Raw genomic sequence first — 13358 nt, 5'->3', positions numbered from 1 at the left:
GCGGATGCGACTGAGAAGAGTGAATGCGCCGATAAGCGCGTAGCCTCATTAATTCCCCCTCGTTACTGGTGATGCGGTCCGCTGCTGAGGATCGCTTTTGCCAACAAGGAGGAATAATGATCAAGAAGGTCGTCGCTGCTGCGGCTGCCACTGGTGGGCTGGTTCTCGCGGGCGCGGGCCTGGCCGTCGCCGATGCCGGTGCCCAGGGTGCCGCGGTGCACTCCCCGGGTGTCGCTTCCGGCAACGTGATCCAGGTTCCGGTGCACGTCCCGGTGAACGTCTGCGGCAACACGATCTCGGTGATCGGGCTGCTGAACCCCGCCTTCGGCAACGTCTGCATCAACAAGTGACGTCGACCCGCTGAGGGGTCGTCCACACCGTCGGCCCCGGAGCGCACCCTGCGCTCCGGGGCCTACCGGTCTTTTCCGAAGGAGTGTTTTCCGAAGGAATGGCCGAAGAATTCGAACGGCCCGAATGTCCCCGAGAGTCTTCCCGGGAACTGGAATGATGCGGGAATTCAGGTCGAGGACGAGATCGAAAGCAGGGAAACAGCAATGCGACAGGTCACCCGCAAAAGCCTCATGACCGTGGCGGCGGCCACGGGGGTGATCGCCGCCGCAGGCGGCTACGCGCACGCCGACTCGGGCGCGAACGGCTTCGCCACCGACTCGCCCGGCGTCGCGTCCGGCAACACGGTGCAGGCGCCGGTGAACGTCCCGGTCAACGTGTGCGGCAACACCATCGACGTCGTCGGGCTCCTCAACCCGGCGTTCGGCAACTCCTGCGCCAACCAGGGCGGCCGCCACCGCGCACCGGGCGGCTACGGCGCCGACGACCACGCGTACGGCGGCGGGAAGCACGGCGGCCGGCCCGGCGGTGGTCAGCACGGCGGCGGTCACAGCAGCAACGGGGGCAACGGGGCCAACGGGGGAGGCCACTGGGGCGGTCACGACGGCGGCTACGGCGCGTACCCGGGCTCCGGGGGCGCACAGGCGGGCGGTCACACCGGTGGTTCGCCCGGCGTCGGTTCCGGCAACCACGTCCAGGCCCCGATCGACGTCCCGGTGAACGTGTGCGGCAACAGCGTCGACGCCGTCGGGGTCCTCAACCCGTCCTTCGGCAACGACTGCGACAACGGCGGCGGCCACGGGTACGGCACCCCGCCGGACCGTGGCCACGGGACGCCGGGCCACCACACCCCCGGTAAGCCGGTCGGTCACGGGTCCACCCCCTCCGGGCCCGAAGCCGTGCCGTCCACCCCGGGCCGCGGCACCCCGGCCCACTCGGTGACCGACCACCGGCCCACCGGCACCACCGGCACCACCGGCACCACCGGTACCGGCGGCACCGTCGCCAGTGGCGCCCAGCTCGCCGAGACCGGAAGCGAGCTCCCGCTCGGCCTCGCCCTGCCGGCCGGCGCGGGCGCGCTTCTCGCCGGAGCGCTGATCTACCGCAAGGCGCGCACCTCCATGTGATCCCACGGGAGGCCGGACAACGGAGCGGGCCCCGCCTAGGCGGGGCCCGCTCCGTGTGGGTCGCTCACTTCACCATGTGGCCCGCACCTGGCGGATGATCCGTCGGCGCAGCCGCACCCGGCGACTGCCGTCACGCATCAGGCTCAGGCGGTCCAACTCCCAGTGTCCGTACTCGGCATGGTCGGTCAGCAGACGTGTCGCCTCCTTGCGGGAGACCCCGCGCGGTACGTAGACGTCGACAAATTCGTATTCCGGCATCGCATCTATTGTGCGGGCTGGGGCCTCGTACGGATAGCGTCTGCACTATGTCTGATGCTGCGCAGCCCACAGCTGCCGAGGTACGCGCCGCCGCCGAGGCGGTCAAGACCGCGCTCGACCGCCATCTGGCCGCGGTCGAACGCAGGTCGGGGGAGGACGACCCGGCCGTCTACGAGGCGTTCAACGAGCTGGCCGCGGCCGCCGAGGTCTACGACGAACTGCTCTACGACCGCTACGACGAGGTCACGCCCTTCGAGATCCCCGGCGCGGACGACTCCCTGCCTCCGTACACCGGACCCGAGGAGCCGAACGCGCTCAGCGTGCTGATCCGCAGGGACTACGCCGTCGCGGAGCCGCAGCGGTTGCTCGCCCAGGCCCAGCGGGTCGAGGCGGCGGACGACGAGGGCACGGAGAGCTCGGGCACCGTGCACGGGGCCCTGGGCATCCTGTTCGGTGAGTTCGAACCGGACGAGATCGCCTCCCGGCACAAGGAGTTCGGGCTGGAGGAGGGCGACTCCACGCTGTGGGTGCTCGCCGCCGACGAACCGGCCGAACCGGGCGAGTGGCTGGAGACGCCGTTCGACCAGGCCGATCCGCAGCGGGTGGTCTGCCGGTTCGACGTGAGCGCGGTCTTCGACGACCTCGACGAGGACGAGGACGAGGACGACGACGAAGCCGACGAGGGTGAGGACGGCGAGGACCTCGCGACCGGACTGGACGAACTCGACGACCTCGACGATGTGGACGACGCCGACGACATCGAGAGCGACGACCTGGAGCCGCTGGACGCCGACCGGCGCTAGGCGGTCGGCGTCCAGCGGGCGGCGCGACGGAACACGGCGGCGGCCGGGACGGGGGGAGCCCTCGACCCGGCCGCCGCTCGCGTGCTCGCCCCGGGTGGTTCAGCCGGCCGGTGGCACCTGGGTGCGCAGCAGGACCGGCAGCCGGGTCGTCCGCGGCTTGGCGGGGACCTCGGCCACGGCGTGCGCCAGCGCCTGTTCGGCACCGTGCACCACGGACAGATGCCGCTCCGCCCGCCCGAACGCCGTGTACACCCACGGCCGGGTGAGGGCCTGCGCGGCGTCGCCGGGCAGCACCACGACCGCCGCCGGCCACCGGCCGCCCACCGCCTGGTGCGCGGTCAACGCCCACCCGTGCCGTACGGACTGCTCCACCCGCTCCTTCGGTACGACGACGGGGGCGCCGGCACAGGACAGGTGCAGCCCGTCCGCGTCGGCCCTCTCCACCCGCCCCAGCACGGTCCGCCCCGGCGCGGGGGAGTGGGCGACCACGTCCCCGGGGTCGAAGCCGCCGAAGCGGCCGGGCCCGGGGTTGAGGCGTTCCTTGAGCGCGGCGTTGAGCGCGCGGGTGCCGGCCGCGCCGCCGTGGCCCGGCGTGATCACCACGGTCCGGCCCGGCTCGACGCCGAAGGCCCGCGGCACCGACTCCAGCACGAGCTGCAGGGTGCGGTGCACGGCCTCGGCCGCGTCCCGCACCGGCACGATCACCAGTTCCTTGCCGGGCGCCTCGACCTGGTTGAGCTCGCCGATGCCGATCCCGGAGAGCAGCTCGCCGAGCGGACCGGGGTCGGGGGTGCGCGAGGCGATCTGCGGGCACACCCGGGCGGCGAGCAGATCGGCGAAGACCCGGCCCGGACCGGCCGACCACAGCTCCGCCGGATCACCGCTCAGCACCAGCCGGGCGCCGTCCGGCAGCGACTCGACCACCATCGCGGCGCTCTCCACGTCGAGCCGCGGCGCGTCCGTCACGATCAGCAGGTCCAGGGCGAGCGCTCCGTCGGCGTCCCGGCCGGGGCCCTCGGTGCCCGCGAGCAGCCCGTGGACGGTGACGACGCCGTCCGCCTCGCCCGCTCGGGCCGCGATGCGGTCCCGGCCGTCCGGGGTGTGACAGGCCGCGACCGCGCGCAGACCCAGGGAGCGGGCGGCGGTGAGCAGGGCGGCCGGTTCGGCGCGGGCGGCCTCGCCGCCGGTGTGCAGCACCAGGCCGTGCCCGGCGACGGCACCGATCAGCTCGGCGGCGCTGCCGGACGCCGAGGCCGCGGCGGACTCCCAGCCCGCCGCCGAGGCGGCCTCCTTGGCCAGGGAGTTCACGACCCGGGCGAGGCCGTCGGCGAGGCTCTCCTCCGCGAGCGCGAACCGCTCCAGACCGACCAGGACCCGGACCGGACGGTCGTCCTCGGTCTCTTCGGTGTCGTCCTCGGAGGGGGCTGGCGCTCCGGGCTCCTCCAGCGCGTCCTGGAAGGCGAGCGCCTCGCCCTCGGCCAGCGCGCTCTGCACGGCCTCGTCGGCGTCCGGTACGGACCGCTGGGCGAGGGCCGCGGTGAGCGCCGGGAGTTCCAGCGCGGTGTGACCGGCCAGGGCCGCCTGCTCCAGGAGCCAGACCGTCAGCGCGCGGCCCCGCCGCTCGTCGCCGGGGGCGCACTCCGCGCCGAGCAGGGCGCGGGCGAACCCGTCGGCCTGCTCGGGCCGTACACCGGCGACCCGCAGCAGGTGCCAGGGGTCCTCGCGCAGCAGGTCCTCGGCGCCCTCGCCGAGTGCCCCGGCGACCTGCGGGGCGAGCGTCACGGGGGCACCGCCGTCGGTCAGCACGCGCCGTACGGCCGCCACGGTCTCCTGGGCGGGAGCCGGGGGAGCGGCCGGGGCTTCGGCGGGCGCCGGCTCCGGGCGCCGTACGGGTTCCGGGGCGGCGGGGCGGCGCGGGGGCTCCGGTGCGCTGAAGACGGTGGCGGCGGGCTTGGCCCCGCCCTCCACGGCCCGGACCGCCGCCAGCAGGTCGGCGGCCCTGCCGCTGAGCTTGGCCCCGCTGTCGATGGGCCCCGCCTTGTCGGCCTTGCGCCGCTCGATCCGCTCCCGCTCCCGCTTCTGCGCGGCGAGCTCGGCCTGAGCCTCGCTGACCTGGTCGCCGTCCCCGCCCTCGGCGCTCCCGGCTTCGGTGCTCTGGACCTCGGCGCTCGTGCCCTCGGTGCTCGTGCCCTCGGTGGTCTCGGCTTCGGCGCTCTCGCTCTCGGTGCTCTGGGCCTCAGCGCTCGTGCCCTCGGTGCTCGCGTCCCCGGTGGTCTCGGCTTCGGCGCTCTCGCCCTCGGCGCTCTCACCCTCGGTGCTCTGGGCCTCAGCGCTCGTGCCCTCGGCGCTCGTGCCCCCGGTGGTCTCGACCCCGGCGCTCGTGCCCCCGGTGCTCTGGGCCTCGGCGTTCTCGCTCTCGGTGGTCTCGGCCTCGGGGCTCGTGCTCTCGGCGGCCGGTGCCTCGGGGGTCTCCTCGGTCCCGTCCCCGGTCGCGGCCGGGGCGCTGTCGTCGCCGTCCGGTGTCTGCGGCCCGGTGTTCTCGGTGTCGTCCGAGGAATCCGGTTCCGTGCTCACAGCGTGCTCCAGTCGTGATCGGGATAGCGGTGCACGGGCGCCGACACATCGTCGAGGGCCCGACAGATCTCGTCAGGAAGCGTAAGGGCCTCCACTGACAACGCCGCCGTGAGCTGCTGCGCGTTGCGCGCGCCGACCACGGGGGCGGCCACGCCGGGCCGGTCGCGCACCCAGGCCAGGGCGACCTGGAGCGGCGTCACCGCGAGCCCGTCCGCCGCGGTGGTCACGGCGTCGACGATACGGCTCGCGGTGTCGTCGAGGTACGGCTCGACGAAGGGCGCGAAGTGGTCGGAGGCGGCACGCGAGTCGGGCGGCAGGGCGTCGCCCCGGTACTTGCCGGTCAGGACGCCCCGGCCGAGCGGCGAGGACGGCAGCAGCCCGATGCCCAGGTCCAGCGCGGCCGGCAGCACCTCGCGCTCCACGCCGCGCTGCAGCAGCGAGTACTCCATCTGCGTACTGGCGAGCCGGGTGCGGACGCCGGGTGCGGCCAGCTGCCAGGTGGCGGCCTTGGCGAGCTGCCAGCCGCAGAAGTTGGACACCCCGGCATAGCGGGCGCGGCCGCTGGCGACGGCGAGGTCGAGGGCCTGGAGCGTCTCCTCCAGCGGGGTGTCCGGGTCGAAGGCGTGGACGTGCCAGATGTCGACGTGGTCCGTGCCGAGCCGGGCGAGGGAGGCGTCCAGGGCGGCGAGGAGATGGCCCCGCGAGCCGTCGAAGCGGCGGTCGGGGTCGGGCACGCTGCCCGCCTTGGTGGAGATGATCAGGTCCCGGCGCGGCACCAGGCCGTCTATGAGCCGTCCCAGCAGGTACTCGGCCTCTCCGTCGCCGTACACGTCCGCCGTGTCGACGAGGGTGCCGCCCGCCTCCCAGAACGTCTTCAAGAGGTCCGCGGCGTCGTGCTCGTCGGTGTCACGCCCCCAGGTCAGGGTGCCGAGCCCGATGCGGGACACACGCAGGCCGGTGCGGCCGAGATGCCTCTGCTCCATGAACGCCGAGATTACTGGCCAGAACTGGGCCGTGGGTTGCCTGTGGACAACGGAATCTCCGCGCGTCACCCACGGACCGCGGCCACCCCACCGTCCCGCTGCCCCGCAGGCCACACGCCCGGCGACCGTCCCGGCGCCCGCCGTCCCGCCAACTCCCCTGCACCGCACGCCCGCTCCGCCCCCTCGTGCCACGCGTCCACGCGACGCTCGCCACACCGGCCTGTCCGCCCCCGGTCCCCCGCGCTAAGGTCGGCACGACAGCGTCGTTACTGATCAGTAAGGGGAATCGGCCATGCAGCTCGGGATCAACCTCGGCTACTGGGGTGCCGGAATGGACGGGGACAACCTGGCCGTCGCCCAGGAGGCCGACCGCCTCGGGTACGCCGTCTGCTGGGCCGCCGAGGCCTACGGCTCGGACGCCGCCACCGTGCTGAGCTGGGTCGCCGCCAAGACCGAGCGGATCGACGTCGGCTCGGCCATCTTCCAGATCCCGGCGCGTCAGCCCGCGATGACCGCGATGACCGCCGCCACCCTCGACTCCCTCTCCGGCGGCCGGTTCCGGCTCGGCCTCGGCGTCTCCGGACCGCAGGTCTCCGAGGGCTGGTACGGCGTCAAGTTCGACAAGCCGCTCTCCCGCACCCGCGAGTACGTCGAGATCGTACGGAAGGCGATGACGCGTGAGCGGCTGTCGTACGAGGGCGAGCACTGGACGCTGCCGCTGCCCGGCGGTCCCGGCAAGCCGATCAAGCTGACCGTGCACCCCGAGCGGGAGCACATCCCGCTGTACATCGCCGCCATCGGCCCGAAGAACCTGGAGCAGACCGGCGAGATCGCCGACGGCGCGCTGCTGATCTTCCCCTCCGCCGAGCACATCGAGGACACCGCGCTCCGGCATATCCGGGCCGGGCGCGAGAAGGCCGGCAAGACGCTGGAGGGCTTCGACGTCTGCCCGACCCTGCCGCTCGCCGTCGGCGACGACAAGGACGTCGAGAAGCTCGCCGACACCTTCCGCCCGTACACGGCCCTGTACGTCGGCGGCATGGGCAGCCGCAAGCAGAACTTCTACAACCAGCTCGCCCAGCGCATGGGCTACGAGGCGGCGGCCGCCGAGGTCCAGGACAAGTACCTGGCCGGCGACAAGCAGGGCGCCGCCGCCGCGATCCCGCACGACCTGATCGACGGCACCACGCTGCTCGGTTCGGTGGAGCGGATCGCCGACCGGATGAAGGCCTACGCGGCGGCCGGCGTCACCACCCTCACCCTCGCCCCCGCGGGCTTCACCCTGGACGAGCGCCTCGCCTCGCTGCGCGCGGGCTCGCGGGCACTGGAACTGGCCGGCCTGGCGTAAGGGGAAGGGCGTAAGGGGAAGGGCGTAAGGGGAAGGGCGTAAGGGGAAGTTACCGCGGCCGTGGTGGGGGCTCGGGGGTCTTCCCCGCCACGGCCGTCACGGAGAACAACGCACCGGAGCGCGCGCGGTTACGCCTCACGAGGGCACCGTCGCCCTCGTCCTTTCGGCCGAGTCCCCGGCCCCTATCTGTTGCGGCTCGAGTCGTCCCGCATTTGACTGATTTGCATGCTTTCGGCCAAGAGTCTGTTCCAGGAGATCCTCGACAACGACGAGTCGTTCGCCCTGTTCTGCTCCATCGCCGCCGGCGGGGAGTCGCAGGGCGGCTGGGAGAACGCCCGGATCGCCGCGCTCGTCCCGCCGGCCCAGCGCGGCCTCGCCCCCAAGATCGCCCGCCACGGCGCCGACGAGGACAAGCACGGCCGCATCTTCAACGCCCTGATGAAGAAGCGCGGCGTCCACCCCGTCCCGGTGCCGCCGGAAACGGACTACACGATGCTCCTGGAGCGCGACGGCATCGGCCTCGCCCACGACCGGCTCCGCGCCGACCGGCCGCTGGCCGTCGAGGACATCGTCACCTACCTCGCCCACAGCCGGGTCACCGAGCAGCGCGCCTCCGAGCAGATGGACCTGCTGCGCACGTACTTCGCCGACCACCCCGACATCGGCCGCGCGGTGAGGATGATCTCCCACGACGAGGACAACCACCTCGCCTACTGCCACGAGGAACTCCTGCGCCTCGCGTACGCCGGACACGGCCGCGCCATCCAGCGCACCCTGCGCGCGTGCGCGCTCGCCGAGATCCGGGTCTACCGGGACGTCAGCCTCGCCGTCATGGCCCACATGGGCCGCATCCTCGGCTGGCCGAAGCCCAAGTCCGCGCTCCTCGCGGCCGGGATCCACGGTGTGTACGCCTGGGAGCGGTTCGCGGGCTGGCGGCGGATGGTGTCCCTGGAGATGCCCGAGCACCGCGACGCCCTCGGCGGACCCGCCACCCCCGCCCCGGAGTACGCCTGAGCCCGGCGCGCGGGCGGCTACAGCCAGCCCCGCCGCTTGAACAACCGGTACAGCAGTGCCTCCAGGGCGGCCATCAGCACGATCACGGCCGGGTACGACCACAGCCAGTGCAGCTCCGGCATGTGGTCGAAGTTCATCCCGTAGATCCCGGCGATCATCGTGGGCACGGCCGCCATCGCCGCCCACGCGGAGATCTTCCGCATGTCGTCGTTCTGGCGGACGCTCATCTGCGCCAGATGCGCGCTGAGGATGTCGGAGACCAGCCGGTCCAGGCCCTCCACGGACTCGTTCACACGCGTGAGGTGGTCATTGACGTCCCGGAAGAAGGGCCGCGCCCTGTCGTTGACGAAGGGCAGTCCGGAACCGAGCCCGCCGGTGTCCGCCAGGCGGGTCATCGGCGGCACCAGGGGGACCGAGGCGCGGCGGAACTCCAGCAGCTGCCGCTTGAAGCCGTAGATCCGCGACGCGGTGTGCCGCGAGCCGTCGCCGGTCGGCGAGAACACCTCCGCCTCCAGCTCCTCCAGGTCGGTGCCGAGCTCGGTCACCACCTCCAGGTAGTGGTCGACGATCGCGTCCGCGATCGCGTACAGCACCGCAGTGGGGCCCTTGGCGAGGATCTCCGGCTCGCTCTCCAGCCGTCGCCGGACGGCGCTCAGCGGTGAGCCCTCGCCGTGCCGGACGGTCACCACGAACGCGTCGCCGAGGAAGACCATGATCTCGCCCGAGGAGACGGTGTCGCTCTCGGGCTCGTACACGACCGGCTTGAACACCTGGAACAGCGAGTCGTGGTACACCTCCAGCTTGGGCCGCTGGTGGGCGTTGAGGGCGTCCTCCACGGCGAGCGGATGCAGCCCGAACTCCGCGGTGACGTGCTCGAACTCGTCCTCGGTGGGCTCGTACAGCCCGATCCACACGAAACCGCCCGACGCCCGCGCCTCGGCCAGGGCATCGGAGAGATCCTCCGGCCCCTCCGCCCGACGCCCGTCGCGGTAGATCCCGCAGTCGACGATCACGGAGCGCATTCTCCCCTCATCGGGCCCCCGACGCACGCGCGCGTGCGCCGGGGCCGTGGCCGCGAAGTCCCTCCCCCAGCGGGGGCGTACCCAGCCCCGCGACGCCGGGCACGCGAGCGCAACGCTCCCCCACGCTCGGCCGCGCTCGCGCGGGAGGGGCCCCACCCGCCCGCGGGTCCTGCCCCGCGGGCGGACGACAGGACTTCGCGGACACGACCTAGGCTGGGCCGCATGCCCACGTTGATCCTCGTCCGGCACGGACGTTCGACCGCCAACACCTCCGGAGTGCTCGCCGGCTGGACGCCCGGTGTCGCGCTCGACGAGCGCGGGGCCGCGCAGGCCGCCGCGCTGCCCGGCAGGCTGGAGGGGCTGCCGCTCGCCGAGGTCGTCGCGAGCCCCCTGCAACGCTGCCAGGAGACGATCCGGCCGCTCCTCGACGCCCGCCCCGGCCTGCCCGTCCACACCGACGAGCGGATCGGGGAGGCCCACTACGGCGACTGGTCGGGGCGCAAGCTCGCCGAGCTGAAGGACGAACCCCTGATGGAGGTCGTCCAGGCGCACCCGTCCGCGGCCGCCTTCCCCGGCGGTGAGTCCATGCGCGCCATGCAGACCCGCGCCGCCGAGGCCGTCCGCGAGTGGAACGCGCGCGTGGAGCGCGACCACGGCGCCGACGCCGTCTATCTGATGTGCTCGCACGGCGACATCATCAAGTCGCTCGTGGCGGACGCCCTCGGACTCCATCTCGACCTCTTCCAGCGGATCTCCGTCGAACCGTGTTCCGTCACCGCGATCCGTTACACCCGGCTGCGCCCCTTTCTCGTACGCCTCGGCGACACCGGCGACTTCGCCTCCCTGGCGCCGCGCGAGGAACCCCCGAGCGGCGACGCGACGGTCGGGGGCGGCGCGGGCGCACCGTGATCGTCGGCCGCAGTAGGGTGAAGCGGTCCACACACACGCGTACACGCATGGACGTTCCCGAACCCACGACTCCCATGGAGACAGGACGTGTCCCGTCAGGTGTTCCTCTACGACCCACCGGACCGCTTCGTGGCCGGTACGGTCGGACTGCCCGGGCGCCGTACCTTCTTCCTCCAGGCCACCTCCGGCGCCCGGGTGACCAGCGTGGCCCTGGAGAAGACCCAGGTGGCCGCGCTCGCCGAGCGCATGGACGAGCTGCTGGACGAGGTCGTACGCCGTAGCGGGGGAAGCGCCTCGGTGCCCGCCGTGGCGCCCGCCGAGAACGCCGACACCGCCCCCCTCGAGGCCCCCGTCGAGGAGGAGTTCCGGGTCGGCACCATGGCCCTCGCCTGGGACGGCGAGGAACAGCGCATGATCGTCGAGGCGCAGGCCCTCGTGGAGCTGGAGGCGGACTCCGAGGAGGATCTCGCCGAGGCCGAGGAACGGCTTCTCCAGGACGAGGAGAACGGGCCCCCGATGCTGCGGGTCCGGCTCACCGGCTCGCAGGCGCGAGCCTTCGCCAAGCGCGCCCTCGACGTCGTCAACGCCGGCCGGCCGCCGTGCCCGCTGTGCAGCCTGCCGCTCGACCCGGAAGGACACGTATGTCCGCGCCAGAACGGATACCGCCGCGGGGCGTGACGACCACCGACCCGGCCTTCGCCGACCTCCTCGCCCGGGGCGAGCTGACCGTACGGGGCCGCATCCGCGACGCCTCCAACGCCGCCCTGTACTGCGCCGTCGCCCACGAGGGCCGGGAGGCCGCCTGCGTCTACAAGCCCGTGGCCGGCGAGCGGCCCCTGTGGGACTTCCCCGACGGCAACCTCGCCCGGCGGGAGGTCGCCGCCTACGAGGTCTCCGAGGCGACCGGCTGGGGCCTCGTGCCGCCCACCGTGCTGCGCGAGGGGCCGTACGGCGAGGGCATGTGCCAGCTGTGGATCGAGGTGGCCCCCGAGGCCGAGCTGCTCGCCCTGGCCGACGGCGAGGAACCGGAGCCGGGCTGGAAGGCGATCGGGTTCGCCGAGGTCGGCGAGGGCCGCACCGCCCTGCTGGTGCACGCCGACGACGAGCGGCTGCGGCGGCTCGCCGTCCTCGACGCGGTGATCAACAACGCCGACCGCAAGGGCGGCCATCTCCTGCCCACCGCCGGCGGACGCCTCTACGGCATCGACCACGGAGTGACCTTCAACACCGAGAACAAGCTGCGCACCCTCCTGTGGGGCTGGGCGGGGGAGCCCCTGACCGGAGAGGCGGTGGACGTCCTCAAGGGTCTCAAGGCCGTGCTGGAGCCCTCCGGGACGCTCACCGGCACCCTGACCCCGCTCATCACCCCGGCGGAGCTGGACGCCACGCGCGCGCGGGTCGACGAGCTCCTGGAGAGCGGCAGACACCCCGAACCCGGGGGCGAGTGGCCCGCCATCCCCTGGCCGCCGGTCTGACGGACCGGATGCGTGCCGTATGCACACGGGGCGGAAACACGCAAGAGCGCCTTCCCGGTCATCCGGCCCGCTCCGGCGCGTATGCACAACATCCGTCCGGGTTACGCTCATGACATGCATGCCTGGCCCGCTTCCGAGGTCCCCGCCCTGCCTGGTCAGGGCCGCGACCTGAGGATCCACGACACCGCGACCGGTGGTCTGGTCACCCTTGACCCCGGTCCCGTCGCCCGTCTCTACGTCTGCGGCATCACGCCGTACGACGCGACCCACATGGGACACGCGGCGACCTACAACGCGTTCGACCTCGTCCAGCGCGTGTGGCTCGACACCAAGCGGCAGGTTCAGTACGTCCAGAACGTCACCGACGTCGACGACCCGCTCCTGGAGCGCGCCGAGCGCGACGGCGTCGACTGGGTCGCCCTCGCCGAGAAGGAGACCGCCCTCTTCCGCGAGGACATGACCGCCCTGCGGATGCTCCCCCCGCAGCACTACATAGGCGCCGTCGAGGCGATACCCGGCATCGTCCCGCTCGTCGAACGGCTCCGTGACGCGGGCGCCGCCTACGAGCTGGACGGCGACATCTACTTCTCCGTCGAGTCCGACCCGCACTTCGGCAAGGTCTCGAACCTCGACGCCGCCGCCATGCGGCTGCTGTCCGCGGAGCGCGGCGGCGACCCGGACCGCCCGGGCAAGAAGAACCCCCTCGACCCGATGCTCTGGATGGCCGCCCGCGAGGGCGAGCCCAGCTGGGACGGCGGCTCCCTCGGCCGAGGCCGCCCCGGCTGGCACATCGAGTGCGTCGCCATCGCCCTGGACCACCTCGGCATGACCTTCGACGTCCAGGGCGGCGGCTCCGACCTCGCCTTCCCGCACCACGAGATGGGCGCCTCGCACGCCCAGGTGCTCACCGGCGAGTTCCCCATGGCCAAGGCCTATGTCCACGCCGGCATGGTCGCCCTGCATGGCGAGAAGATGTCCAAGTCCAAGGGCAACCTCGTCTTCGTCTCCCAGCTCCGCCGGGACGGCGTCGACCCCGCCGCGATCCGGCTCTCCCTGCTCGCCCACCACTACCGGGCCGACTGGGAGTGGACCGACCAGGTCCTCGCGGACGCCGTCGCCCGCCTCGGCCGCTGGCGCGCCGCCGTGTCCCGCCCCGACGGACCGCCCGCCGAGGCCCTGGTGGAGGAGATCCGCGAGGCCCTCGCCCGCGATCTCGACGCCCCGGCCGCGCTGGCCGCCGTCGACCGCTGGGCCGCCCTGCAGGAGGAGCGGGGCGGTACGGACATCAGCGCCCCCGGCGTCGTCTCCCGGGCCGTCGACGCACTGCTCGGCGTCGCGCTGTAGACCGCGTGGCAGGGACCCTTCACCGGTTCGCCGGTGAAGGGTCCCTGTCGAAATGCTGTGGACCGACCACGACAAGCTGTGGCCGCGGGGGTCCCTGTGGTGAGGTGAGGCGGTAGTTGACCGCCGGACCGGGCAACTGCCGGTCCCCTTCGC

General features: G+C 73.0%; 13 protein-coding genes. 9 read left to right on the top strand and 4 right to left on the bottom strand.

Annotated elements, in window-relative coordinates; all coding sequences use genetic code 11:
- Positions 1-116 precede the first annotated feature (116 nt).
- Together chpH and ACYQ8Q_RS10355 are read left to right on the top strand one after the other, a co-directional pair.
- Positions 117-350 carry a chaplin ChpH gene (chpH, locus tag ACYQ8Q_RS10360; RefSeq protein WP_055638647.1) on the top strand — a complete coding sequence of 78 codons (234 nt, stop codon included), beginning with the start codon at positions 117-119 and terminating at the stop codon, positions 348-350.
- Between the two features lie 204 nt (positions 351-554).
- Positions 555-1475, top strand: a complete 921-nt coding sequence (locus ACYQ8Q_RS10355) for a chaplin (protein ID WP_460063836.1) — start codon at positions 555-557, stop codon at positions 1473-1475.
- A gap of 69 nt (positions 1476-1544) precedes the next feature.
- Here the strand turns inward: ACYQ8Q_RS10355 and ACYQ8Q_RS10350 are convergent, their stop codons facing one another.
- Positions 1545-1733, bottom strand: a complete 189-nt coding sequence (locus ACYQ8Q_RS10350; RefSeq protein WP_046732800.1) for a DUF5703 family protein — start codon at positions 1731-1733, stop codon at positions 1545-1547.
- A gap of 47 nt (positions 1734-1780) precedes the next feature.
- On the opposite strand from ACYQ8Q_RS10350, the gene ACYQ8Q_RS10345 reads away from it, so the two are divergent.
- Positions 1781-2536 (top strand): hypothetical protein, encoded by a 756-nt coding sequence (locus ACYQ8Q_RS10345; RefSeq protein WP_460063834.1) that lies wholly within the window; start codon positions 1781-1783, stop codon positions 2534-2536.
- Positions 2537-2635: 99 nt separating this feature from the next.
- On the opposite strand, the gene ACYQ8Q_RS10340 is transcribed toward ACYQ8Q_RS10345, so the two are convergent.
- Together ACYQ8Q_RS10340 and ACYQ8Q_RS10335 are read right to left on the bottom strand one after the other, a co-directional pair.
- Positions 2636-5110: a helix-hairpin-helix domain-containing protein gene (locus ACYQ8Q_RS10340; RefSeq protein WP_460063832.1), complete on the bottom strand. Its 2475-nt coding sequence runs from the start codon at positions 5108-5110 to the stop codon at positions 2636-2638.
- Positions 5107-6093, bottom strand: coding sequence for an aldo/keto reductase (locus tag ACYQ8Q_RS10335; protein ID WP_460063831.1), 987 nt, complete (start codon positions 6091-6093; stop codon positions 5107-5109). The genes ACYQ8Q_RS10340 and ACYQ8Q_RS10335 overlap by 4 nt, the downstream gene beginning before the upstream one ends.
- 292 nt (positions 6094-6385) lie before the next feature.
- Here ACYQ8Q_RS10335 and ACYQ8Q_RS10330 point away from each other — a divergent pair, with 292 nt between their 5' ends.
- Positions 6386-7441 (top strand): LLM class F420-dependent oxidoreductase, encoded by a 1056-nt coding sequence (locus tag ACYQ8Q_RS10330; protein WP_460063829.1) that lies wholly within the window; start codon positions 6386-6388, stop codon positions 7439-7441.
- Between the two features lie 225 nt (positions 7442-7666).
- Complete coding sequence (locus tag ACYQ8Q_RS10325; protein WP_460063827.1) at positions 7667-8455, top strand: ferritin-like domain-containing protein; 789 nt, start codon at positions 7667-7669, stop codon at positions 8453-8455.
- Positions 8456-8472: 17 nt separating this feature from the next.
- On the opposite strand, the gene corA is transcribed toward ACYQ8Q_RS10325, so the two are convergent.
- Complete coding sequence (gene corA / locus ACYQ8Q_RS10320; protein ID WP_460073244.1) at positions 8473-9468, bottom strand: magnesium/cobalt transporter CorA; 996 nt, start codon at positions 9466-9468, stop codon at positions 8473-8475.
- Positions 9469-9699: 231 nt separating this feature from the next.
- Here corA and ACYQ8Q_RS10315 point away from each other — a divergent pair, with 231 nt between their 5' ends.
- From ACYQ8Q_RS10315 to mshC, 4 genes are all read left to right on the top strand, one after another.
- On the top strand, positions 9700-10386 hold the full coding sequence (locus tag ACYQ8Q_RS10315) for a histidine phosphatase family protein (RefSeq protein WP_460063825.1): 687 nt from the start codon (positions 9700-9702) through the stop codon (positions 10384-10386).
- An 87-nt stretch (positions 10387-10473) separates the two neighbouring features.
- Positions 10474-11064, top strand: a complete 591-nt coding sequence (locus ACYQ8Q_RS10310; RefSeq protein ID WP_460063823.1) for a DUF3090 domain-containing protein — start codon at positions 10474-10476, stop codon at positions 11062-11064.
- On the top strand, positions 11028-11861 hold the full coding sequence (locus ACYQ8Q_RS10305) for an SCO1664 family protein (protein ID WP_460063820.1): 834 nt from the start codon (positions 11028-11030) through the stop codon (positions 11859-11861). The genes ACYQ8Q_RS10310 and ACYQ8Q_RS10305 overlap by 37 nt, the downstream gene beginning before the upstream one ends.
- A gap of 114 nt (positions 11862-11975) precedes the next feature.
- Positions 11976-13205 carry a cysteine--1-D-myo-inosityl 2-amino-2-deoxy-alpha-D-glucopyranoside ligase gene (gene mshC / locus ACYQ8Q_RS10300; RefSeq protein WP_460063819.1) on the top strand — a complete coding sequence of 410 codons (1230 nt, stop codon included), beginning with the start codon at positions 11976-11978 and terminating at the stop codon, positions 13203-13205.
- The last annotated feature ends 153 nt before the right edge of the window (positions 13206-13358 follow it).

The organism is Streptomyces sp. YKOK-I1, assembly GCF_054660435.1.
This window is presented reverse-complemented; position numbering and strand designations above follow the sequence as displayed.

Bases quoted from the DNA above. Each gene is read 5' to 3' on its own strand.
- chpH (WP_055638647.1), top strand. From the start codon at position 117: ATGATCAAGAAGGTCGTCGCTGCTGCGGCTGCCACTGGTGGGCTGGTT.
- ACYQ8Q_RS10355 (WP_460063836.1), top strand. From the start codon at position 555: ATGCGACAGGTCACCCGCAAAAGCCTCATGACCGTGGCGGCGGCCACG.
- ACYQ8Q_RS10350 (WP_046732800.1), bottom strand. From the start codon at position 1,733: ATGCCGGAATACGAATTTGTCGACGTCTACGTACCGCGCGGGGTCTCC.
- ACYQ8Q_RS10345 (WP_460063834.1), top strand. From the start codon at position 1,781: ATGTCTGATGCTGCGCAGCCCACAGCTGCCGAGGTACGCGCCGCCGCC.
- ACYQ8Q_RS10335 (WP_460063831.1), bottom strand. From the start codon at position 6,093: ATGGAGCAGAGGCATCTCGGCCGCACCGGCCTGCGTGTGTCCCGCATC.
- ACYQ8Q_RS10330 (WP_460063829.1), top strand. From the start codon at position 6,386: ATGCAGCTCGGGATCAACCTCGGCTACTGGGGTGCCGGAATGGACGGG.
- ACYQ8Q_RS10325 (WP_460063827.1), top strand. From the start codon at position 7,667: ATGCTTTCGGCCAAGAGTCTGTTCCAGGAGATCCTCGACAACGACGAG.
- ACYQ8Q_RS10315 (WP_460063825.1), top strand. From the start codon at position 9,700: ATGCCCACGTTGATCCTCGTCCGGCACGGACGTTCGACCGCCAACACC.
- ACYQ8Q_RS10305 (WP_460063820.1), top strand. From the start codon at position 11,028: ATGTCCGCGCCAGAACGGATACCGCCGCGGGGCGTGACGACCACCGAC.
- mshC (WP_460063819.1), top strand. From the start codon at position 11,976: ATGCATGCCTGGCCCGCTTCCGAGGTCCCCGCCCTGCCTGGTCAGGGC.